The following is a 22,912-nucleotide window of genomic DNA, read 5'->3' as shown; positions in this document are numbered from 1 at the left end:
AAGCGCGGCCTCGAATCGCTTGTCGCTTCCGCTCAGGGGCATACGCCTTGTGGGAGAGGCCCCAGCCCCGACGCTTTTCCGTCAGTCCGTAGAGCTCACCGGATCGGAAAGCGTCGGGCTGAAATCCCTCCCACAGCGCATCGTCGCTGCCCGGGCGCCCACCGATCCGCGGCTCAGGCGGCGATACGCGGCGGCGCGATCGGCTTGGCGTCGCGGCCGAACACTTCATAGATCCGCCGCAACAACGCCGGCGTGTCGTCGAACACTTCGTGGCGCAGACGCAGTCCGGCGTCCTCGCGCGTCCAGAACTTGAGCACCCAACCGTTGTCGGTGCGCTCGAACTCGCCGGTCTTTTCCAAAGGGGTCGGAGTCATGGGCTTGCTCGCAATGCCGGCATCCTGCCCTGCCGGTCCGGGTCGGGCCCGATGGCCTGTGCCATTGTCGTCGGCAGCGTTCGCACAGCCTGCGATTTCGAAGATGCCGCAGCGCTGCGCGGCCGCGGAATCTTCGAAACGGCCGTATCCGGGCGGCGGCGTCTTGGCTCGTCGACGAGCCGGCTGTAGCGGCCGACAAACAAAAGCCCCGCCAGTGCGGGGCTTTTGCCGACGCTGCGCTTCGACTTCGGCGACCGTGCGACGGCCGCCGACGCGAGCCGACTACTGCGACAGCGCTTTTTCGGAACGCTCCTGCCGCTGACGCTGCTCGTTGGCGTCCTGGGTAAGGACGTTGTTGGCGACCTGCGCGGTCTGCTCGCTGCTTTCCTGCACCGATTGACGCACCGCCTGCTGGGTGGCGACGCCGTCGGTGTTGCGGTTGATCTCCGGGCGGTCTCCCATCGCGCTTATCTGCACCACGCGAGCGAGCGAACTGTCGCGGCTGAACTCGATGCGATCGACCTGGGTGATGCGCTCGCGCACCGCTTCCACGGTGAGCGCAGCGGCGAGGTTCTGGCTGTACTCCCCGGACGGAATGCCGCGCTTACGTTCCTCCTCGTGCACCTTGCCGAGGATCTGGTTATACAAGGGGTTGTGGGGATTGGCCGGATGGGTCAGCAAATCCAGGTTGCCCGCCGCGTTGGCCGGGGCCGCGGCCGGCCGCGTGGCTTCGGGCTGCGACGGCGTCGCCGAAGGCGCTTGCGACGATGGCTGCGGCGCGGTCGGCGTATTGCGCGAGGGCTCGCCCTGGGTACGTTCGCGCGCCGCGGTTTCGATCGCCTGGCGCGTGGCCGGGTCGGCGACGCCGGTGGGATCGAGCTGATGCGTGCGTTGGAAGTCGCGCACCGCGGTTTCGGTCTGCGCGCCGTAGAAACCGGTCGCGGCGATCCGCCGCCCCTGCGCGTCCTGGAACTGCACGCCGAGCGTTTCCAGATTCTGTTGCAACGCCTTCACCGGCTCGCCGCGTTCGTTGCGCTGCAAGCGGCCGTCGGCCAGGGCATCGGCCGCGGGCGCGGCTCCCTGGGCGCGTTGCGGATTGTTCCAATAGGCTTCCGGATCGATGATCCGGTCATTGGGATCGCGCAACTGGTAATGGACGTGCTGGGCGATATCGCGTGCGCCCGGTACCTCTCCGCCCATGGTGCCGATCGGGTCGCCGGCCTGTACGCGGGTTGGCGGATTGGTGACCTGCACCGAGCGCGAATCCAGATGCAGGATCTGGTGCACGTTACCCTGATCGTCGCGAATGCCCACCATGTTGTAGCCGCCGCCGGACCGCACCACGGTGCCGCTGACCGGCGAATGCACGGTCGGATGGCGCAGGTTGATGCCGCTCTGCCCGCCGACGTAATTGAAATCGACGCCGCCGTGGTCGTCGGCCTTGCCGTTGAGCGTGCGCGGGCCGAAATCGCTGGTCATGTGCGGGTTGACGCCGTTCTGCGGCGGCAGCACCACTCGCATCACGTCGTTGAACGAACGCGGGCCGTTGGCTTGGACGGGCGGCGCCGTCGTTCCTGGCGCGGCCGGTTGCGCGGGATTCGCGGGGGCGGTCTGCGCAGGCTGCGCCGGATTGGCTGGATTGGCCGGCGCGGTCTGCGTGCCCGGCTGAGGCTGCGTCTGGCCGCCTTGGGTGCGCTCGCGCGCTGCGGTCTCGATGGCCGCGCGGGTCGCCGGATCGGCGATGCCGCTGGGATCGAGCCCATGCGTCTGCTGGAAGGTCGTGACTGCCAGGCGCGTGTCCTCGCCGTAGTAGCCGTCGACACCGACTATCTGTCCATTGGCGCGAACCGCGCCGAGCGTCTTGAGATTCTCCTGCAGCCCGCGGACGTCGCGGTCGATCACGCCCAGCGTCTGCGGCCCGGCCCTGCCGTCCACAGGCTCAAGCCGCGCCGTGCGCTGATAGGTTTCCACGGCCTGCTTGGTTTCGCCGCTGAAGTTGCCGTCCACCGCCAAGCGCCTGCCCTGCGCGTCGGCATAGCCCAGGCCGGCGAGATTGGATTCGAGCTTGCGAACCTCCCGGCCGCTTTCGCCCAGTTCCAGCACCGTGTTGGTCGCGGCCCTGCGCTGCTGGCCGGTGGGAAGCGACGCCAAGGCCTGCTGGACGTCGGGGTCGTTGCGCTCGCTGGCTGGGCTGTAATCGGCGCGGCTGACCTTTCCGTGGGCGCGATCCATCGCCGGCTGGCGGTTGGGGTCGTTGTAATTGTTCTCGTAGGTCTCGGCGACCGACGCGGCCTTGGGACCGGCGTAGTACGGGACGTCGGCCTTGATCGCCTTGGCCTCATTGAGCAAGGCATCGTAATCGCCGCCGTTGCGCAGCACGGTCTGCAGTTTGTCCAGACCATTGGGATACTGATTGGCGGTCTTGGCCAGGATGTTGATCGCCTCGAAGCGGCGATCTTCCGGGATGTTCCTGCCGTGCTGGTCGAGGATCGTCATCGCGGTCTGGGTGGCGCTCCGGACCTGGGGATAGTCGACTTTCTCGTGGATCCAGCTCCGGCCCTCATCCGAACTCGCCCAGGCATTAATGCTCTCGCGGGTGCCGGCATCGATGAAGCTGATCGAGGAGCGGTGCCTGCCGTTGCGCAGTTCCCCGCCGTCGCCATGGGTGAGCAGATCGGCGCGCAGCTGAGTCGTATCGCTGGGAAACGGCAAGCTGTTACGTCTGGCGTAGTCCGACGCCTGCGAGATGATGCCGTCGACGTAGGTGGTTTCGCCGGCACGGAGCGGGCGACCGCTGGTCTCACCCAAGGGCCAGGTACCGCGCTGTCCCAAATCGACCTGGATGGTACCGATGCTGTAGCCGCTGTTGGCGGCTACCGCGCTGACCTGCCCCCACTCGCTTCTGTCGACGCCGGCAACCGACAACCGGTACGACGCAGGACCGCCTTCCGTGCCGCGGCCGACGGTGAAATACACCGCGCCAGCGACGGCATTGAGATTCCGGGTATCGATGTTGGCCATGATTCAATCCTTGAGGTCGTTCGACAGAAAGTAACGGGGATCAGAGCTTCGCCAGGCGCAGGTACTTTTCCAGGCGATCGGCTCTTTCGCTGATGCTGAGCGCTTCGTACTCGACCGATTGCAGATTTCCCATCGATCCGAGTTCCTCGAAGATCGAATCCTCGAACGCGCCATCCTTCTGTTGCAGTTGCACCCAGGTGCGCTGCGCGTCCACGACCTGGTCGCGGCGCTCGCCCTTGAGAGTTCCGATAAGTTCCTTGTAGACCCTGTTCAACCGCGCATCCTGGCGGCGGCGTTCGGCGGTGAGGCATTCGGCGCCGGGAATCTGCTGCGTTCCGGCGCGCCGCATGCACGCCGCGAACTCCGCAGTCAGACCCTTGGGCGCTCGGTAGTCGTCGTCCGCAGCGGACGAGGACGCACTGGCGTCGCCGCTGGTGTTCGCCGCCGGCTTGGCCGGCGCCTGCCCCGGAAAGGCCTTGCCGAACGCCGGGTCGACGATCTTGACCAGGGTCCAGCAACGATCGCGGCGGAAGGTGTAGCGAAGGTTCGCATCGGTATCGGGCACTTCCAGGATGACCACGGCGCCAGCCTTGTCGGCGGAAAGCTCCCGATACTGCAACCCTTCCTTGGCCTGCTGCGCGCGATTGGGCATGACCGGGAACTGCAGGCTCGAGCGCGGCAACGACTCGACCGATTCTTTCGGCTCGGGGAGCGCGGCAAGGTCGTCGAACGCGGTCTCGACGGTCTCGGCGGTAAAGGCCTTTTGCAGCGCCGGATCCTCGGCGAAGGCGGCGACGAAAGCCTTCAGGTCCTGCGACGGGCAGGCGACCGTCGCCGCTGCGCCCGTTGCCGGAGCGGCGGCCGCGGTTGCGGACTTGGAACTGTCGCAAGCAGCCAGGGCGAATACCCCGGCCGCGACGAGGCCGAGCAGGAGGGGCTGGGAAACGCGGAAACGGCGATGGGGCGTCATGTCGAGTGGTCACCGGAGGGTAGGAATCGACGCGGCGGCGGATACTCGACCGGAGCGTCCTGTACCGAATCGCGAACGATCAAAATATCCTGGTTTTTTGCGCCGTTTGCAATCGCGGCCGGCGAATCCCGGCCTTCAATCGACGCACGGTCACATCCGACCTTTACGAGCGAGTTCGCCCCCTGGATGCAGTACCCGAATAGCAACTGCGGATTGCGATAGCCGCGGTCCGCGACGCCTGAACTATCCGGCGCCGAACCGATACCCCGTCGTCCGCCTCCGTGGGGCACGCGAACCTGGGGCCTGGATTCCGGCCCCCCCAAAGACCCGATGATGTTCGCCGCGAGGGACTTGGTCCGACTCGCCGGCGGCGGGGTCTTCTTCGGATGCCGGGCGCGCACCGCGATGCGAAACGAACCAGCCACGAACACGCCTTGCCCCAAGCTCAAGCGGCCTGACGGGTAAATAAAGGGATGCAGAAGGAGCGGCTTGGTCGGCTCCATTGGATCGGTTCGAGCAGATCGGCTCGACTCCCGCGACCGGTGCTGACCTGCCCAGGTGTCGCCTATCCCGGTCGTAGAGACCCGCAAGCTCAAGCCCTGATGTAACGCCACTACACCGGATCTGATTTCAGGCTTGCGCGCCAACACAGGCCGATGGAAACGCTTCGGCGTCGCCACGCTCAGTCCTCGACAAAGTGGGCCGGTCGCGCAATCGGCCTATGGCTCGTCGCTCGTCATGAAAAATGCGGCGGCGCCGGCGCTGTCAAGCCTGTCCGTAACGGCATGCGCGTGCTGTGGCAAGGTCGCGCCGGACTGAAATTGCGCACGACCGCTGTGCCGGCGAGGCCGCTTGCTATCATCCGGCGCGATAAGAATGCAGTCGCACCGGTGCCGTTCATGCCGGACATCGGCGGCGCGAATCCGTCGATAAGCCGGTGCTCAGTTGAGTCCGATGCGATTCGATATGAACAACTGAAATAAACACGGGGAGACAAGGATGCGTTTCGCGAATTGGCAGGTCTGGTTGAGTCTGGGTGCGGCCGGCGTGTTCGCCGTCGTGGTGTGGGGACGCGTGCCGTCGCTGGGGCTTGCGGCGCCTGCCTCGGCGCTGAGCCGCAACACTGAATCCCCAATGGTCGGCGGCGCACCGGTTGCGACCGCCGCTACGGCGCCGGTTTCGTCGCGCGCTGCAGCAACGGCGGACAGCGCGGTCTATGGTCTGGTCGAGGGCACGGCTTACCGGCCGCTGCTCGAGCCGGGCGGCATGGGCCATGAGGGGTATCAGATCTTCAATGCAGTGGTGGCTGGCGACGTCAACGGCGACGGCCGCGACGATCTGGTCGCTACGACTCTGGATGGGAACATCCATGTCTTGCTGCAGTCGCCGCAAGGCGGGCTCAGCGTCCCGTCGCAGGTATGGCATCTTCCTTTCGACGGCATGCTGCGGCCGCAGTATCCGATTTTGCTCGATTTCAACGGCGACCACGTACTCGACATCGCAGTCTCCTCCGGTCGACCGCGGCCGGGTCTTCCCGGTGGTTACGACTTGCTGCTCTCCGACGGCCAGGGCGGCCTGAACTTGAGTACGCTGGCCGGGCCGCCCTACACGGGGTATCCGTACGGCACGATGGACCTCGATCAGGACGGTCATGCCGACATCGTATCCACCGGCCAATACCCGGCGACCAGCACCAGCGATTGCGGCAGGCCGGTCGGAGAGCCGTGCTTGAAACTGCTGACCCAATACGGCAATGGTTCGGGCGGCATCCGCGAGAGCGGCAGCATTGCGTTGGGTCGGCCCTATGTCAGGTTGATCGCGCTACGCGATTACGACGGCGACGGCCGCCGCGACCTGATCTATGCGGACTCGACCACGCCGTTCGGCGCCAACCGGATCGTGGCGCGCAAACAACTGCCGGGCGGAGGCTTGTCCGATGCGATCGAACTGCATGCGTCGACGAACTGGCTGTGGCACGCGGTCGGCGATTTCACCGGCGATGGCCGTCTGGATACCGCCGGCGGCGGGCCTTACATCGACCAGTTGTTCGTGCGTGCGCAATGGGCCGATGGCAGTTTCACCTCGCAGCCATCGATCGCCTCGCACATTCAGACCAGCGAAGCGATGCTTGCCGCCGATTTCGACGGCGACGGCCGCACCGATCTGGTTTCGGTGATCGCGCCGCCGGGTTATCCGGAAGGCGATCGCGTGCTCGCTTACTATTTGCAAGGCGATGGGATGCTGACCGCGCCGCGATGGAACGGCGCGTCGCATGGGCTGAGCCAGATGAGTAGTGGCTTGCAGGCGATGACCCACGGCGATTTCAATGGCGATGGTTGCCGCGATGTCGCGATCGCGGGCGACTATACCGGCGTATTGCTGTACTACGGTCAGAATTGCAGCCAGGCGGTGATGAGTTCGGGCGATTGCCGGACTGAACAGATCCTGCCGCTGGCGTCGTCGATGCCGGCGTCGGTCGGCGCGGCGTCGATGCGCAGTGCGCCCGCGAATCCGGTGGCCGTCACCCCAATTTCGCAGAGCGCGGCTTCGAGCAGTGCACCGCCGCGCGCTGGCATCGCACCGGGCGCGCGGATGTCATGGCGTGCAGCGGCGGAGTACATGACTCGATAACGGCGGGACTCGATAACGGCCGGACTCGATAACCGCCGGAGTCGATAGCGACCGGACTAGCCGCGATCGCGATAGCGCCGTGCCTGCACCGCAGTCGCGATCGCGGCTTCCGCTGCCGGCGCGGACAAATGGCGCAGTCACGGCGAGCTGAGATCGATTGTTTGCGTTTACGGCTTCAACCGTTGGTCGCCGGCCCGTTGACCCCGGCATAACCGTTCGCGCAAGCGCTGGCGCAGGTCGTCGCCGGCATGGCCTCAGTCTCAAGCGATAGGGTGCGAATAGGGTGCAAACAAAAAAGCGGCCACGAACTGAGTCCGTAAGCCGCTGATTCATTGTGCAATAGTGGTCGGGACGGCCGGATTTGAACCGACGACCCTCTGCCCCCCAGGCAGTTTTCGCAACGGTGCTAAGCGCATGATCCGCAAAGGATTCACCGTGTTTTTGGTGGCGCGCAAATACCTCAATTCGATCATTACCGATCAATGGCTTACGAGCCGATAGGGTGTAAATTCTGCTGGGATCGCTCGATCTGCGCCTCGCGTTCGGCGGCCAATTCCGCGTGGTATTTCGCAACCCACCTTGCGATGAACTCAAGGGCGCGAGCGCGCGCGTCATCCCCGTGGAACTCGCGCTTGTAGCGCTCGGCCTCCATGTAGCGGTGGACGCCGATCATGGCCGAGGCTTGGCGCACGCCTGGCTGCATTGACGCCAAGGCGGGGCCCTCGTGATCGAGCACAACCTGCCTCGATTCCGGTGTCGGCCGGCGGTGCTGCTTGACGTGCGGCAAATGCCAAGAGAACCGCGGCGGGAGCGCCGGCAGGTCGGCCACATCGGGAGGGATCAAACCGGGCTGCGGGGCGTCCATCTCAGGATGGTAATCGCGCCGATCCCAGGCGGTGAGATGCTCCCAGGCTGAATAGATTTCAGCCACGCCAAACCCTTACGCAATTGGCGTTTCGCCCGCGACCTTCATCGGTCCGTGAATAGATGCAGGCACGTCAGGGCGCGCGCCAGCCCAATTGCACCGCGCCGGCCGCCGTCGCCTCGGTTGCCCAGGACAGCGAGGAAGGAAGGAAGAACAGCCGGTTTTCCCCGCCACCCGGTCGCGCCTCGAGGGCGAGCCAGGCGGAACCGCCACCGTCGCCGCCCGGAAAATACGGCAGACCGGGATCGGTGGCCGGATCGGGGCCCAGCCAGGCGCCGCCGGAAATGAGCCAGAACTCACCGGCAACCCGGTCGATCAGGACGCCGTATCGGGTCACGCTCGAACCCAGGCCGCCGGCGCCGGGGATGGTGGCGATCACCGCGCCGTTGTGGCGAACCTCGAGGTCGGCAAGATCTGCGGAGACGCGCAGCGCCATGCTGTCGGCATCAACCGCAAGTTCGCCGCCGAAGTACGCCCCTTTCGCAAAGCCGATCGATCCGCCGCCGTTGAGCACGCCCGAAAACTCGACGTAAGCCCGGACGACCGGGATCGTGTCGCGCGTGCGCGCCGACAAGATCGTCGTGCCGGCTGCGGTGATGCCGCCGCTGTCCACCGTGCCGCCATAGAACGGAAACGCCGACGCGCTGTTTTCGTGCAAGCCGGTGTAATACGGGCCCGTGTCCGCCGCGGCAAGATCACCCGTCACCACCGTTGCGCCGTACTGAGTCGGTGTCACGTCGATGGCCGCGTTCGCCGCCTCGGTGATCGCGTTGCCTTTGCAGCGAACGTTGAACCCGTCGATCTTCACCTGACCGGCGCCGAGCTGGACGATCTTGACCGGCTTGTTTGCAGCGAAAGCCGACCCGTCGATCATCGTCGATTCCGCCGAGTCGTAAAGGATGACGGCGACATCGGAGAACATCGGCAGACCAAAGCCGCCCGCCGCGCCGCCGGCGGTGAGCACAAGCTCGGTCGGCCTGGTGAGTTGGTAGATGCCGGCGCCGATGCGGCGCAAAGCATTCGACGAATCGGCATAGACCAGGTAGATCGCCGACTCAGGTACGGGGGTGAGCGAGCCGTCCGAATTAAAGGCGTTGAAATCGATCGTCCCCGGACGCTGTACGTCGTTCGTCAGGATGACGCGAGTCTCGGTCAAGGCCATGCCGACACCGGGCGTAGTGCCGACCGGGTTGACCGTGAGCGTGTTGTCCACGCGCATGTAAACGGGATAGCCGGGATAGAACAGGTTGCCGGCGTCCTCGTACACCACGCCGAGCTTGACCGTCACCGGGTTGCCGGCAGTTGCCGCAGTCGCCAATACGCCGACGCCGATCGTTCGCCCGCCGGGATCCGGTGCGTTCGTGCGCGCGCACGTCGCGGAATCGCCGAGTTCTACCGTCAGGCGCACCAACGTTCCGGCGGGAATGTCTGTGAGGGCCTTCGCCTCGATCGTCTGTGCGCCGCCGGCGTCGGGCGTGGCCCACTCGACGTTGTAGTCGGTGCCGTCGATCTTGCGGATCGACTGCCCGGCGGTGCCGCCAGGAGGCAGCAGGCGCAGCGCGTGCGCCGCGAGGAATTGGCCGATGCGAGTGATCGCCGCGGAAAGATTCATGGCGGGTCGTACTCGTCGAGCAGCAATTGCAGGTAATCAGGGCCGCCGTCCCATGTCTCGAGCGCATCGACGGCGCGAGCGTTTGTGAAATAGAGGTGCTCGTCCCCCTCGTCCAAGTTGTCCGAGGTCGCGGGGTTGCGTTTGAACGCGCGGCCGTAGGCGTCGAACTCAGTCAACAGGATCGCGCCGCCATCGGTGTTCGGCACGACGGCCAGGTCGATGACGATGTCGCCGGCGATGCCGTCGCCGTTGGCAACAGTGGTGCGCCCGATCGTCGGCAGCACAACGCGCGTGATCCAGTCCTGCGAAGGCTGGCGAACGACCAGGCCGGCGCTTTCGAGGTTCTCGACTTCTTCGACGTTGCGCGGAATCTCGCGCACCAAACGCCACAGCGTCGGTGTGGCGTTCGGCGTATCCGGGTCGTCTCCGCGAAGATCGGCGACAGTCACGACCCTCCCGTCCGGCCAGACCAACGAGACGCCGAACACGGCGCCCTCGGTGGCCCTCGTGTCCACGGTCACCGCCTTGTGCGGTGTGCCGTAGACCGGAACCTTGAACTTAGACCCCATCGGTCAGTCCCCGACCAACGAACCTTGCTTGCGCTCGATCGCGTCGAACTGGCTCTCGTACTTTTCGAGGCAGGTCTTGCGGCCGCGGGAAACGGTCGGCATCTCCTCGAGCTTGCCGTCGCGCACCCATGCGCAGCGCTTCGTGTATTCGGCCTCGATCGGCACGTAGTGCTTTTCGGGGATGGAGATCACGGCCGGCGGCGCGGGCGGCGTCGGCCTGGTGTTCTCCTTGCCGCAGGCCGCGAGCAGCATTGCGGCGGCGATCGTCATGGTGTGGCGCATCAGTAACCCTCCAGCGTCGGACAGGCGGCGGCCATCGCCGCAAGCGCCGCGGAACACTCCGGCGGCTTGCGCTTGTATTCGCGCTCGAACGCTGCGGCGCTACGCTCGGCCTCCTTGGCGCGGCGCTCGACTTCCGCCTGCAACCCGACATTGAGCTGCGCCAGAAGCGCGGCCTTGTCGGCCTCGGCTTTGAGCTTCTCGGCGGCCAGCGTGAGCGCGGAGTCGCGGCCGGCGATCGCGGCGGATAGATCGGCCTTGTCCGCGGCGCACGTCGCCTTGTCGGCATTCCGTTCGGCGATTACGACTCGCGTTTCTTGCTCGGCGCGATAGGCCGCCATCGACTGCACGGCTGCGGCAAATGCGAATACCGCGCACACGAGCTTGAGCTTGTTTCCGGGTCGGCCGACCCATTCGATCGCGTCTGCGATTGCGCCGGTGACGGTGGACCAAATGGCCTTGGCGATTCTCAAAATCCCGTTCATGGCTCTTTCTGCCCTCCAACGAAGCTATCCGTGCGCCGCTCGAGTGCGCGTAAGATTTTCGGGAGCAGCGGCCGAACGAAGACACCGGCGAGGCCGGCGACGGGAACGGCAGCGGGGCCGCCGAGCGATGGGACGATCTGGCCGAGCACCGCGGCCGAAGTTGCAGCCACCCAGGCAAAGCCGAGCAGCACAACGGCGAGCACGGCCAGGCGCAGCGCGAACAACGCGCCGCGGCGCCACCACGGCCCCGACTGCGGCGGCGACACGCGGCGAGTGTCCTTGTTCGGCAGCACCAAAACGCCGATGAAGGTTCCGGCGACGGACGCGAGGATCGCGGATTCACGCACGCCGAGGATGATGCGCTCGACTACCTCGGGAGCTGCTGGGGAATGAGCCGCGGCGACCGCGGCCGAAGCAACGGCCAGCACGCCGGCGAAAGCCTTGATCGCCAGGGGCAGCACGTCGGCGGCGATGTATCCGCCTTGCCGGCGCACGCGGTTCATGCGGACACCGCCGCGAGCGCGCGTGGATAGTGCGTCCTCCACCGCACGAGACATTTCGCTTTCCCTTCCGGCGTGCGTGCAGCACCCGGGCGCCAGGTGCGCAGGTAGTAGACGAACGCGCCGTCGAGATCGCCCACCGCGGGCAGAGGCTCGGCGTCGGTCAGCAGCAGCAGACGCGCGCAGGCGACCGCGAGCAGGTCATCGACCTCTATCGCCTTCCATATCGCGTTGGGATGGAACGGCACCTTGCGCGCGGCACATACGCCACGCAGCAGCTCGCGGGACGCGGGATGCAGATAGATTCCCCACACGCCACCCTTGCTCGCCTCGGTTCCGCGCTCGAACTGCGGCAGTCCCCGGGCCGGGCCCTTGCCTCCGCCGTTGAGCACCTGGGCGCGGTCGGTCAGGTTCGATTCCTGCATGCAGATTCCCAGCACCAGCAGGCGGGCGGCTGGGCTGTCGAGCTTGGCGGGGAGCAGCGCGAGGCCCGGAATCACGGCCTCGCGCAGGGCTTCGGAAGGGGTTGCGGGTAGCTCGAGCATGGGCGCGGCCTCGATGAATTGACGCGAGGATGCGCCGGCGCCCGGAGCGTTGAACGGACGAACCCGACCGGGGTTAAACTCCGCGCATGCGCCTCCTCCTCGCCCTGATAGTCGGCATCCCATGTGCGATCGGCTTCGGGCTATTGATGGCCGTCTATCACATTTTTTTGTTGGTACTGATGCCGTTTGCTTGGCTTTGGGACGCTACTCGGCGGCTCCTACTACATCTCGCACCCAAGCGCCGTTGAAATCGTGTTGCGCGGCCTGGCGGATCGTGTTCTGTGTCCGCACGTTCGCATCACGCATCCGAGTCGCTTCGGTCGGGATAATGGACCCAGGCGATCGCTTGTAAGCCTGTTCGACGGCGTCGTTCCGCGACTCACCCGCTTTGATCGCGGCCTTGTACTTGCCGAACACCGAATCTTCGTTCGCGACTTCGAATTGCGGCAATCCGTTCGATAGGACGATTTCACCCGCGGCACCCGTCTTGCTGTCGCGCTTGCGCCGCTTGAACGCCGCGCCGGTCAGCTCCGGCGTTGCCTTGAGCATCTTCTCCGCGGCCTCGGGCCCGGCCGCGCTGAACTCGGCGCGCACGCGCTTGAGGCTGCGTTCGATCGTTTCGCGCCGCTCGTAGAACATCGACGACTGCGCGGCCTGCTCGTCGATGTTGGTGACGAACCGGCTCGTGATCGGAACGTCGCGCGGCTTGAGCGCTGGCGTCATGTTGCCGCCGGTCGCCTTCTGGCCCACGGTCAGCATGTCCACGACGAACTTGCCGGTGCCGCCGGTAAGCTTCTGCAACAGGTATTGGATGTCCTCCGGCGCCAGATCAAACGCCGACATTGGCGGCGGCGTGAAGTCGTCCCCGCCCCCGATCCGGTTCAGTCCCTTCGAAACCAGCTTGAACACCTCGAGCGTGTCCGGCCGGCCAACACTCGCGAGCGGGATGTCCGGGCCGAACCCGCTCTCCTTGCGAATCGGCCGACCGAAGTCGTTGCGGTTGGTCTGAATGCCGAGCCCGATGCCGAGCGCCTCGGGCACCAGGCCGGCCGGCCCCTCACCCAGCGGCACCGGACTAAACGATTCGGTGGCGGCGCCGAGCACATCGGCGGTCATCGATGCGGCGCGATCGGTCGGCTTCGATTCGTCCGACAGCAACGCGCCAGTGATGCGGCCGGCGAGATACGGAAACAGGTTGAACCCGTAGGGCATCGGCACCGTAACGACACCGCCGTCCGGCGTGACGATGACCAGGTTGCGGCGCTTCACGTGATCGGGAACCTTGTTCCACAGCGGCTCGCCGTTGTCGTCTTCCATCCCCATCGCGGCCAGCGTCGCCACGATCTGCGCGCCGGCGAGCGCGCCGAGATATGCGAGCGTCTTCGGCCGTCGCATCAAGGTGCTGGTACGGTGCGCGCCCTGTAGCGCGGCGTTGTAGAACAGGAACCAGGAATTGAGCGCCGAACCGTCGAACCCTTTGCGGTTGAAGTTCACTGTGAGGTTCTTCGCGTACTCGGCTGCGGCGTCCGGCGACATGCCGCGATTACGCATGGTCACATACGCCGACAGCCGGAGCGCGTTCTCGACCGCATCGTTCAATACGCCGATCGTGTCGGCCACAGTTCGCGCAGCGCTCGCGAGGCCGGTGGGCGAATAGCTAGTCAGCTTGCCACTACCGATTTTTCGCGCCAGGTCTTCGGCGGACGGGGTCGCGACGTATCCTGTTTTGCCGCCGTGCTCAGCGAACTCCACTGCCCACGCATCCCATTGCCCGTTGCCGCTCTTGCCGCGCGCTTGACGGAACGCCGCGCGGGCCGCCTGCGGATAGTGCAGAGCGGCGTCGAGCGCCGCCTCCTCGCCATGCTCGGCCGCGAGCCCGGTCAGACCGAACAGCGCGTCGCGGCTCGCGTTCACCGGGAGGAACGCCGGGTTGTACTTGGTCAGTACCGCGGCGAAATACCGATTGAGCGCACCGGCCGCGCGGGTCACCGATCCTAGGTTATCTACGCCGACGTTATTCAACGCCTGAGCGAGCGGCTGCGCGTTGATCTGAACCTTGTAGAGCTTGCCGCGATGGCGAACACCGACGATCGACGGATCGCTCCAGTCCTGGACGACGGCGTCGTAGACCTCGCCGGTCGCATCGACCTTGCGCTCGGTCTGCACCGGCTCGACTTGCCACAGCTTCGGGTTCGGATTCGCGAGTACCAGGCGCATGACGGCGCGGCCGACACGGGCTTTTTCCGCTGCGATCACGCTTCGCTGCGCGTCGCCGATCACCTCGCCGAGGATATGCACCGCGCGGTTGCCGGCGCCGCGGCCGAGTGCGGCCTTGACCGGCGCGGAGCGGCCATCGACACCCCGACCGGCTGGGCCGCCGCCCTGGAAATCGATGTCGGTCGTCGCCTTGCCGCGGAGCGGAACATAGGCGCTGTATTGCTGCGTCATCGCATCGAATGCGTCCTGCGTGATGAGCCCGTGGTCGAGCAGTCGCTTGCGGGTCGCCGCAGTGATTGCATCGACGCGCTTCGCCAGCGGGTCGAGCTTGGCCCGGTCGGCGCCGGCGAGGATCTGATCGGCCTCGTCATTGGTCATGCCGCTGCCGCCGTCCGGCATCTTCGGATTGATCTTCGCGATTTCGGCGTTCCGTTCCTTGGCGTGGCGCGCGTAGAGGTACTCGTCCAACTGCGCCGGCGTCACGCTGGCCGCGCGCATCTCCTCGACCAGCGGCTCGACCTGGCCGCGCTCTATCCGCTCGATACCTTCGCCGACGCGGCCGTGCATCAGGTTTTCGATGCGGTACACGTTTTGCGCGTCGTCGATCACCTGACCGACTTGGCTTTCGATCTGCCCCTGCACGTCCTGCCAGGCGGTCATCTTGTCCTGCAAACTCGCGCGCAAACGCTTGAGCGTGCCCTTGCGGCCCTCCCACACGCCGGCGTCGTAGTTCCAACCGGCCGCGCCGCGCGACACGGGGAGTTGCCCGGCGATCTGATTGCGCCGCTGCTCGGCGTCGCGCTCGGCGTCGCGCGGCGTGCGGCGCAGGAATCGGATGTCGGGGTTTGCCGGATCGAACGCGCCGGTGTTCTCGCTCGCGGACTTGATCTGCTCCGCCTTAAACGCGATCCAGTTGTCGGCCTCGGGAATGTGGATCCCGTCGTAGCCGCGGCCCTCGAGCCAGTCGCGCACAGACCGCGCTTCCTCGGGGGTGTCGATGGCCTGCGCTTCGTCGAGCGCCATCTCGTAGGGCTTTTGAATCGACAGATACGCATCGACGGTGCGCTCATCCGCCGGAACGCCGTCGCTCGCGTTCTCGGCGTAGCGCTCTGCAAGCGTGCGATCGCTGGTGAAGAAATGCCCGAACGGCGCCGTCGAATGCCCCGTCGCGTCGCCGGCCTTGTCTTCGAAGGTCCAGAAGTCCGACGCGGTGCCGTGGTAAACCACCAGCGGGGCGCCGTTGGAGTCGGTCACCTTGGAATCCCCGAACCAGCGGCGGAACGGCCCGGTCGCGGTCTTCGGGAATTCGCGCACGCCGGTGTCGCGGCGGGGCTCCGCGTCGGCTGGCGCCGGTCGGTCGCGGGCTTCGTCGCGGCGGGACATCATCAATTCGCCTTCCCCGCTGCGAGCATCCACAGGCCGGCCGCCGTCCCCACGTTCCGAGAACTGCGCCAACACATCGGCCAGAAGGTCGCGGAAGGTCTCAACGTCGGAAAGGTAGCGTTCGCTCCCGAGCCCGCGCACGCGCCCGACCAGGTCGTCGAGAAAGCGCATGAAGGCATCGGCCATACGCCGGAACGGCGCCGGGCTCTCTCGGGCCATCCGCTCAAGGAACTTACGGTCGGTCAGCGCGTCACCGACCGCATTCGCCGTCAGCTCCTCGACATGATCGCGGCGAGCCAGCTCGTCGGCGCCGGGCTGGTCACCGATCTGACGACGCAACTCTTGCAGCCACGCGGGCAAGTTGCCCTGTCGCCGGACCTCGGTCTCGAGTTCGCGATAGAGATCCGGCGCGTCCACGCGCAGTTGATGCACGAACTCGTGGGATGCGACCGTGGTCGCCGGGTGATCGGCGGTTTCATCGACGTACAGGACACCGCGCCGCGTGGTGATGCCGTTGAAGTTGATCGCGTCCGGATTGAGGTTCCGGACGATGACTACTTCGGTTCCGGTGGCTCGCTCAAGGGCGGCAATGGCGCCAGCAAGCCGGTCAGGCAAAAGGCCCTTTTCGACTTCGCGGAATCGGGCTTCGCTTCCTCGGCGAGGTCGCAGTCCGTTGACGGCAGAGGCGAGCCGGCGAGTCGCGTCGGTCTGTCGAACATCAAGTCCAGCGGGGACACCGCTAGCGGTTCCACTCCCGGTTGATCCGGATCCGGCACGAGCGGATGCAACGGCAGCCCGTCCGGCGTCATCGCCAGCAGGTCGCTCCGAACCCACCCGAGGCGCTCCGTCCAATCGTCCAGCCCCATCGCGTCGGCTTCCGCCTTCGTCTTGAATCCCCGCTTCTCCCAATACGGGCGCGGGTCGTGGGGTGGGCTGCTGGGCGGTTGGCTGCTCATGGCGCGTATCCTGCGCCGCGACCGGGGGCCGCGCAACGGCCGCCGCGGCAGGCCTGGAAGCGGCGGCGGGCTGCGCGCCGAGCCCCTCGGCCAGGGCCACGAGATCGGCGTCGCGATCGATCTTCCCGAGCCGGTCCTGTAAGCGGATGCGCTGGTCGGCGGCACCGGCCGCGGTGCGATGGCGCTCGAGCTGATCGCGGATCTCGATGCGACGGGTGTCGGCGACCTGGCGCTCGGCCGGGGTCAACCGCTTGGCCGGCGACAGGTTCACGCCCGCGGCGATCGCCTGATCGTGCTCGCGGAGCATGGTCTCGATTTCGTCACGCTCCCGGGACAGCTCGGACACCTGTTCCTGCGGAAGCGCACCCTGCGCGGCTTCCTCGAGGCTGGCGAGACGCTGGTCGATCGCGGCCGATGCCGCGGTCGGCGACAGCTTCGGCGCTTGGTCCCCCGCCGGCGCCACGGCCTCCGCGGGCGCGATGTCCATTTTTCCGACTTCATTTGAGGCGGTCGGCGAGGCGTCGGCAAGCAGCAGGTCCGCAACCGTCAGGCCGTGTTTTTCGGCGACGGCAGCGGCGGCCGCGGCGCGTTCCTCGGCGCTGGCTTCGGCCGGGAGCTGCTCGACCACCTGGCGCACTTCCGTTTTCGCCGAGTCGATTGCGGCGGGTTTGGCCGCGGCCGGCGCCCTATCGCCGAGGAGCCGATCGATGTCGGTCGTGTCCTCGGCCGCCACCACGTCGCCAGACGCGCCAGCGCGGGGCGTGGGTCGGCCTGCCGAATCCGTGGACGTTGGCGCCGCCGGCGTGGACGCAAGCGGCGTTTGCGTGGACGGATTGGGCGATTCTGCGGTCGGCGCGGCCTGGGGCATGCGCGGCCGAGGGGCGATCGCCGCCGCGACCTCCTTCGTTCCCTGCGCGGCACCGCCAAGTGCGCCCTCGGCAAGCGCGCCGCCGGTGAACACCTCGGCGAGGCCGCGCTCGGTGACGCCCGCATCGGTGCCAGCGTTGGTGCCGAGATAGGACGCCACCTCCTCGGCACCGCCGAGGCCGGCTTGCAGCGCCGTCTCCTTGATCGCGTTACCGATGCGCTCGAGGATCGTCGCGCCGGCGCCGGCCGCAGCGTTTCCGCCGGGCAAAAGCCGCCTTGTAGTGAAGCGCTCGAGCAACGACTCCACCGCCGCCGCCGGCAACGAAATGCCGAGATCGGTCAGGGTCACGTCCTTGCGCTTGTCGTTGGCGACGCGGTCCTCGGCGATCTCGTTGGTACGGCTGCCGAGGTACGCCGGCAGAGCGGCGACCGCCGCGGCCATGTCCGGGGCCGATGCGAGGGTTTGCTCGCCAACGAATCGGCCGACCGTGCCGAGCCGCTGAACAATGCCGTCCTCGCCGGCGCCGGTGACGGCATCGAGCGCGTTACCGCCGCTCACGCTCGGCGCACCGATGCCGGCCTTGTCCAGCTCGCGGCCCAGGTACTCGGCGTTATCGATCAGGCTGTCGAGCACGCCGCGCTGTTGCGGCGCCCCGAGCAGCGGCGTTGCAGCGGCGACAGCTTCTTTCGGCACGCCGGCGGCGTTGCCGATCGCGCCGGCGGTGTTGCGGCCGAGGTCGAGCAGGTTGCCGGCGATCTCGGGCACACGCGCAACGGCGCGCAACACCATGTCGGAGATGTCGCCCTTCTCGATCCCCTCGACCGGATCGAGGCCGATCTGCGCGCGCGTTGCGTTGCGCTGTGCATGCGTCACCGGCGCGGCCTGGATCGGTCGCGTCCCGATCGTTTCGCGGACGCTCTGCGCATACTCTGGCGTGAGCTGGCCGCTCGCGACCAGCGCGTCGAGTCCCGGCGTCTGCGGCGGTGGCACCAGGTCGTCGAATGAAATGCCCTGCATAGCGGCCGCGGGCCGTTTGCCGGCCGGCGCGGTCGGCACCAAATCATCGAACGAGACATCGTCCATCAGAGCACCTTGGCGATATTGACGTAGCCGGCTTGAATGAGGCGCTGCCGTACCGCTTCCACATCGGCCCCGGAGGCGACCGCCGCGCGCGCACGTTGCAAGGCGTCCAACGCTTTTGACCTGAGAGCGGGATCGACATCGGGGGATGGTGCCGCAGCTTTTTGCGCAGGCGCCGGCTCTTTGATTTCGAGCTTTCCCGCGCGCAAATGGCCCAACTCTTGCGGCGTCAGCTCTCGACCGAGTGCTTGCTGCAAGTTCCGGTTATGCCACTCGAGTTCCGCCGCGCCACCCGTCAAACGATTGGGATCCGTGCGGTGGTAGAGTTCGCCGCGGGAGTCGCTGGCGCCGGCCTGCGACAGGCTGGCGGTTGCTCGCGCACCCAGGCTTTGAATGAGCGCCTGCCCAATATCGTTGGTAATAAGCTGCTGATTCGCCGGCGATCGAGTCGGGTCGTACACCGTGTGATCTTCGATCTTCGTCAGGTCGATCGGCTTGCCCTCGCGGACCATGTTCATGCGGTTGAGCAGCTCAACGCCTTGCAACGCTGGGTCGCTGGTTGCCGTCTTCCACGCCTCATCGCCCCAGCCGATCGCCTGACGATCCTTGGCCGCGCCGCTGAACTGCTGCGGGTTGATACCCGCGATGATGTAGTCGGCCATGTCGGCATTACCGGCCTCGCGCTGAGCGCGCGCGAGCGACTCCCGCGCAAGCCGTGCATCGCGCTCTTTGACCGCGTCCTCCATCTTCCGCTCGGACTCAGCAAGCGCGCTGAAAGTCCGCGCACGCGCTACGTCTGGAGGTGTGCCGCCGAACAATGCGGTGCCAATAGCCCGTCCCTGCGCGTTCAGGCCAGCACCGCCAGACGCGCCCGTCAACATCGAGACCAGGTCCATCACTGACTCCAGCGGAAGTTGTCGAAGTTGTTGCCAAAGGCGGTTTTGCTGCCAGCGCTGCCGCCAGTCGAAGCGCCCCGGCCGGCGTAGGCGCTGCCGGCGCCTTGCGCGACACCGGCGGCCAAGTCGATCCACGGGTCGCGCTTGACCCCGCGCAGCCGCAACTGCGCGAGAAAGTCCTCGCCGGCGCCGACGCGCTTGATCTGGTCGATCTCGTTGCCGAAGCGCACCGAATCGACAGCCTCGTTCACGCGCTGCTGCCGCGGCGCATCGATGCGGCTCATCAGGTCGGCGACCTTGTTCCCGTAGTCGGCGATGCCGAGCGCAGCGTCCGCGCCGGACTTTTTGAACGACTCGCTCACTGCACCCTCTTGGTACGTGCCGGAATTGGCCGCCCCCTGCTGTGCCTTGATCTGGCGCAGGAAGCCATCGAGCGAGTTCGCTCGCTCATCCTCGCCCGACGACTGCGCCGTTTTCTGAATCAGGTCGGAAGTTTTCGCATCCGCCTCGCGCTGGCGCTCGGCCTGGCCGCGGAGCTGCGATGCTAGGGCGTTGTCCTGCCGCTCCGCCGTCTTGTTCGTGTTGTAGACCGTCGCGCCGGTGCCGACAGCGGCCGCGGCGAGCGCTGCGATTTCGAAGCCAGTACACATTATTGCTGTCCTCCACCGTAGCCAAACCCGCCGCGCAAGTAGCCGCCGTAGAAATCATTGACGTTCTGCCGGTTTTGCTTCGCCTCGCGGCTGCGCCGGAAAAGATCGGCGCCCGTGGCGAAGATGTCGCCAAGCCCTTGTGCCGTCGATGCGGCTTTGTTGCTCTCGAGGTTCGAGCGGAGCATCGAAGCCGACTGGCTTGCCGCGGTGTTGGCGTCCAGCCCGCTTTGAACCATCGCGAGCAGGTTGGAGCGAGCACCCTCGTCCGACGCGCGGAGATCCGCACCGGCCTGCGCGCCGCGCCGCTGGGCCTCGATGACGCCGCGCAGATATTCCTCGCCCTGCTGCTTGGCAGTGTCGGTCTGCACGCTGCTGCCGACCTGGTGATTGCGGGCGAGCGCGAACTTGGTTTGTAAATCGTTCTCCTTTTTCTGGCGATTGAGGTCTTGGGTATAGAACTCGGTCGTGTCCTTGCCGAGCTGGTCATATTGCGCCGCGCGATTCGGGTCACCGAACAGCGCATTAACCTGCGCCGTGCCCGCCGCGATCTTGGCCTGCCGCTCGCGCTCGTTGCGCTCGGCCTGCTGGGATGCGTTGTTACTGCCTCCGCACATCGTCAGTCCTCCCGAACGCGGGCGAAGTGCGCCACGTCCTCGCCGTTTTTTCCAAACTGGCGCCACACGCCCTCGCGGCGCAGACCCAGCGATTTTTCATACCAGCGGATCGCGTCCGCCCGATCGGCGATGCACGAGGTTTGCAGGCGCCGCGCGCCCTGCCGGAACAACCCGGCCATGACCCACTTGCTCGCGCGCGTGACGTTGCGCCACTGCTCGACCCAGCCCTCGGGGGTGCCGATCATCCAGGACTGCCACACATCCGGGGCGATCTCCTCGTAGCCGCCGGCGATCGCGGGCGTGTTGTCTTCGGCCAGACAGGTGAAGCGCGGGCCGCCCTTGCCGAACAGACCGTGCGCGACGATGTCCGGGACGAAGTCGTCGGCCCAGCCGAGCGCGACGAATTGATCGCGCTCGTTCGGACGCACCCGATCGCAGATGTAGATCAGGTGCCGCAGCGTGCATTCGACAAGGTTTGAGGGGGGCTTGAGCATGTGCATATCTTTCAGGTGGTCAGCCAAACGTTGAATGCCTGGAACTTGAATCGTTCGTGGCTGTTGTAGGTCAGGCGCACCGAGAACGACGGGCCGGACACCGGGAGCGCGATCGGCTCGCCGGGCACGGTGTCGGCCGGCACCTGATACGGGTCGGTGAATCGGGTCTTGTTCGATTGGTCGTAACCGATCGATACGAACGGCGACCCCACGCCCACGTGGTCGAAGCCGTAAAACGTTTTGGTGACGCCCGGCGAACCGAAGTCCAGCCAAGGCCATTGGACGATGCAGTCGAACGAGGCCTGCCGCGGGTCGCCGGCGAAATCGTCGATCGCGTCCTCATCCACGCGCAGGAAGTCGTCGCCGCTGCGGATATAGAGAAAGTCCCCCATCGTCGCGAAGCGATCGACCAGGAACGGGAAGACGTAGCGGCTCCACGCGCCGACCGCGCCCACGCGGGTGATCGTGTAGACGAACACCGTCGTGCCGTTGCCGCCGCCCTCGACGTAGCCCGGGAAAGCCAACCAATACTGGCCGGCGGCCGGGAAATAGGTCGAGATCGGCCGCTTGCCGCTCGCCCTGGCCGCGGCGATCGCCGGCTTGGTGAGGTCGTCGATCGGCATGCCGGCGTCGGCGGTCGCCAGGCTTTGCGCGTTGCCCGAATTGCCGACCGTGCGAACGCCCTTGGACGACAGGAAAAATAGATCGTTCGCCGCCGGCGCCAGCGCCTTGTGCTCGGTCGATCCGATCGGCAGCGCGTCGAGCAGCGTGTTGTTCGATGGGTCTTCATCGACCTGCCACATCTGAAACGAAATCGCATTGAACGCGACCAGGTTTGAACGGTAGAGGCCGAGGGCCTGAGCGGGGTTGCCGGCGCCGTATGTCTGCAACCCGAAGGCGAGATAGCCGGCATCTCGCTCACTCGACCAATCGAGCGGGTTGACCGTCGCGGAGTGCTTGATGATGTCGCCGTCCGCCGCAAAGATCTTGCTCGCAGCGATCTGCAAGATTTTCGAGTTCGGGCACTTTGGATCCTCGACCCGTTGGCTCGTGGCCTTCCAAGACACCGTGCCGTCCACCACCTCGCCGCCGATCACCAACGACCACACCGGCTCGACGCCGCCGCTCTTGAGGATGGGGTTTGCACGCCAGGTGATGCGCGACGTACCGATCGCCTCCCAAATGACCTCGTTGTCGTCCACGCGCACGCCGAGGACGTTCGGCCAGTTCGGTTCGCTCGACCCGCTGAACCCCGAACGCGGCTGCACCGCGCGGTAAATCAGCGCGTTGTTCGGGTCGGAGTCCGTCAAGTTCCACGCGAACGAGTCGATCCAAAGCGGCTTGTTTTCGCCGGCGCGGGTGGCGTGGCCGGCGATGCGAACAAAGGCAGTGCCGGCCGGCGCATTGGTCGTGACGGACGAACGCTGCCACGAGCCGCCGCTCCCGCTGTTGACGTTGTTCCCGTTGGCTCCTCCGATACGGTTGTGCGCGGCGTCGTAGAACCAGATGTCCACGTTACCGCCGACCTTTCCGTTACTCGACGCGCCTTGCTGGACCATGCACGACGCGGTGACGCTGGTCCCAGGCGCACACGGGACATAGTCCTCGTGCTCGAACACGTGGGTTCCGAATGGTCCGGCCGGGAACTCGAGCGACTTCGCGCCCTGGAACTTGTCGGTCGAGGAGACCACGAACACGCCAACGGTCCACTTCGTGGCGCCGTCCTCGAAGTCGGCGTTTGCGATCGGGATCGGCACGCGCGCGCCACCCGTGGCGCGGCGCACCAGGTCGCCGGGTTGGTACAGGTGTCCAGGCTGCCAAATAGGGACGGCCATCTCTGCTC

At 66.4% G+C, this 22,912-nt stretch carries 18 protein-coding genes; 1 reads left to right on the top strand and 17 read right to left on the bottom strand.

Features of this window, described 5'->3' with window-relative positions; translation table 11 throughout:
• Window positions 1-173: 173 nt before the first annotated feature.
• The 4 genes from ACTOWJ_RS06065 to ACTOWJ_RS06050 all read right to left on the bottom strand — a co-directional run bounded on the left by ACTOWJ_RS06065 (window position 174) and on the right by ACTOWJ_RS06050 (window position 4,868).
• Window positions 174-374, bottom strand: coding sequence for a hypothetical protein (locus ACTOWJ_RS06065; protein WP_441333701.1), 201 nt, complete (start codon window positions 372-374; stop codon window positions 174-176).
• A 282-nt stretch (window positions 375-656) separates the two neighbouring features.
• A complete protein-coding gene (locus tag ACTOWJ_RS06060; RefSeq protein WP_441333700.1) occupies window positions 657-3,395 on the bottom strand; it encodes a peptidoglycan-binding protein in 2,739 nt (912 codons plus the stop codon).
• Window positions 3,396-3,435: 40 nt separating this feature from the next.
• Complete coding sequence (locus tag ACTOWJ_RS06055; protein ID WP_441333699.1) at window positions 3,436-4,365, bottom strand: lysozyme inhibitor LprI family protein; 930 nt, start codon at window positions 4,363-4,365, stop codon at window positions 3,436-3,438.
• On the bottom strand, window positions 4,362-4,868 hold the full coding sequence (locus ACTOWJ_RS06050) for a hypothetical protein (protein ID WP_441333698.1): 507 nt from the start codon (window positions 4,866-4,868) through the stop codon (window positions 4,362-4,364). Before ACTOWJ_RS06050 ends, ACTOWJ_RS06055 begins: the two co-directional genes overlap by 4 nt.
• Window positions 4,869-5,364: 496 nt before the next feature.
• On the opposite strand from ACTOWJ_RS06050, the gene ACTOWJ_RS06045 reads away from it, so the two are divergent.
• A complete protein-coding gene (locus ACTOWJ_RS06045) occupies window positions 5,365-6,996 on the top strand; it encodes an FG-GAP repeat domain-containing protein (RefSeq protein WP_441333697.1) in 1,632 nt (543 codons plus the stop codon).
• A 487-nt stretch (window positions 6,997-7,483) separates the two neighbouring features.
• Here the strand turns inward: ACTOWJ_RS06045 and ACTOWJ_RS06040 are convergent, their stop codons facing one another.
• From ACTOWJ_RS06040 to ACTOWJ_RS05980, 13 genes are all read right to left on the bottom strand, one after another.
• Entirely contained in the window at window positions 7,484-7,927 is a 444-nt protein-coding gene (locus tag ACTOWJ_RS06040; RefSeq protein WP_441333696.1) for a hypothetical protein, read from the bottom strand.
• A 67-nt stretch (window positions 7,928-7,994) separates the two neighbouring features.
• On the bottom strand, window positions 7,995-9,533 hold the full coding sequence (locus tag ACTOWJ_RS06035) for a hypothetical protein (RefSeq protein WP_441333695.1): 1,539 nt from the start codon (window positions 9,531-9,533) through the stop codon (window positions 7,995-7,997).
• Window positions 9,530-10,102 (bottom strand): hypothetical protein, encoded by a 573-nt coding sequence (locus tag ACTOWJ_RS06030; protein ID WP_441333694.1) that lies wholly within the window; start codon window positions 10,100-10,102, stop codon window positions 9,530-9,532. The genes ACTOWJ_RS06035 and ACTOWJ_RS06030 overlap by 4 nt, the downstream gene beginning before the upstream one ends.
• A 3-nt stretch (window positions 10,103-10,105) precedes the next feature.
• Window positions 10,106-10,384 (bottom strand): hypothetical protein, encoded by a 279-nt coding sequence (locus ACTOWJ_RS06025; protein ID WP_441333693.1) that lies wholly within the window; start codon window positions 10,382-10,384, stop codon window positions 10,106-10,108.
• Window positions 10,384-10,866, bottom strand: coding sequence for a hypothetical protein (locus ACTOWJ_RS06020; protein WP_441333692.1), 483 nt, complete (start codon window positions 10,864-10,866; stop codon window positions 10,384-10,386). The genes ACTOWJ_RS06025 and ACTOWJ_RS06020 overlap by 1 nt, the downstream gene beginning before the upstream one ends.
• Window positions 10,863-11,369 carry a hypothetical protein gene (locus ACTOWJ_RS06015; RefSeq protein WP_441333691.1) on the bottom strand — a complete coding sequence of 169 codons (507 nt, stop codon included), beginning with the start codon at window positions 11,367-11,369 and terminating at the stop codon, window positions 10,863-10,865. The genes ACTOWJ_RS06020 and ACTOWJ_RS06015 overlap by 4 nt, the downstream gene beginning before the upstream one ends.
• A complete protein-coding gene (locus ACTOWJ_RS06010) occupies window positions 11,366-11,911 on the bottom strand; it encodes a hypothetical protein (RefSeq protein WP_441333690.1) in 546 nt (181 codons plus the stop codon). Before ACTOWJ_RS06010 ends, ACTOWJ_RS06015 begins: the two co-directional genes overlap by 4 nt.
• Window positions 11,912-12,115: 204 nt before the next feature.
• Entirely contained in the window at window positions 12,116-18,418 is a 6,303-nt protein-coding gene (locus ACTOWJ_RS06005) for an LPD38 domain-containing protein (RefSeq protein WP_441333689.1), read from the bottom strand.
• Window positions 18,418-19,311, bottom strand: a complete 894-nt coding sequence (locus ACTOWJ_RS06000; RefSeq protein WP_441333688.1) for a hypothetical protein — start codon at window positions 19,309-19,311, stop codon at window positions 18,418-18,420. The genes ACTOWJ_RS06005 and ACTOWJ_RS06000 overlap by 1 nt, the downstream gene beginning before the upstream one ends.
• On the bottom strand, window positions 19,311-19,961 hold the full coding sequence (locus ACTOWJ_RS05995) for a hypothetical protein (RefSeq protein ID WP_441333687.1): 651 nt from the start codon (window positions 19,959-19,961) through the stop codon (window positions 19,311-19,313). Before ACTOWJ_RS05995 ends, ACTOWJ_RS06000 begins: the two co-directional genes overlap by 1 nt.
• Window positions 19,961-20,575, bottom strand: a complete 615-nt coding sequence (locus tag ACTOWJ_RS05990; protein ID WP_441333686.1) for a hypothetical protein — start codon at window positions 20,573-20,575, stop codon at window positions 19,961-19,963. The genes ACTOWJ_RS05995 and ACTOWJ_RS05990 overlap by 1 nt, the downstream gene beginning before the upstream one ends.
• Window positions 20,576-20,577: 2 nt before the next feature.
• Complete coding sequence (locus ACTOWJ_RS05985) at window positions 20,578-21,096, bottom strand: hypothetical protein (protein WP_441333685.1); 519 nt, start codon at window positions 21,094-21,096, stop codon at window positions 20,578-20,580.
• The gene (locus ACTOWJ_RS05980; RefSeq protein WP_441333684.1) at window positions 21,081-22,904 is read right to left on the bottom strand and encodes a hypothetical protein; all 1,824 of its coding nucleotides are present in this window, start codon (window positions 22,902-22,904) and stop codon (window positions 21,081-21,083) included. The genes ACTOWJ_RS05985 and ACTOWJ_RS05980 overlap by 16 nt, the downstream gene beginning before the upstream one ends.
• Window positions 22,905-22,912: the final 8 nt, after the last annotated feature.

Source organism: Lysobacter sp. CA199, from assembly GCF_052078715.1.
GTDB lineage: Bacteria > Pseudomonadota > Gammaproteobacteria > Xanthomonadales > Xanthomonadaceae > Lysobacter.
Note: the sequence above shows the minus strand (reverse complement) of the source record. Positions and strands in the feature narration are given on the sequence as shown.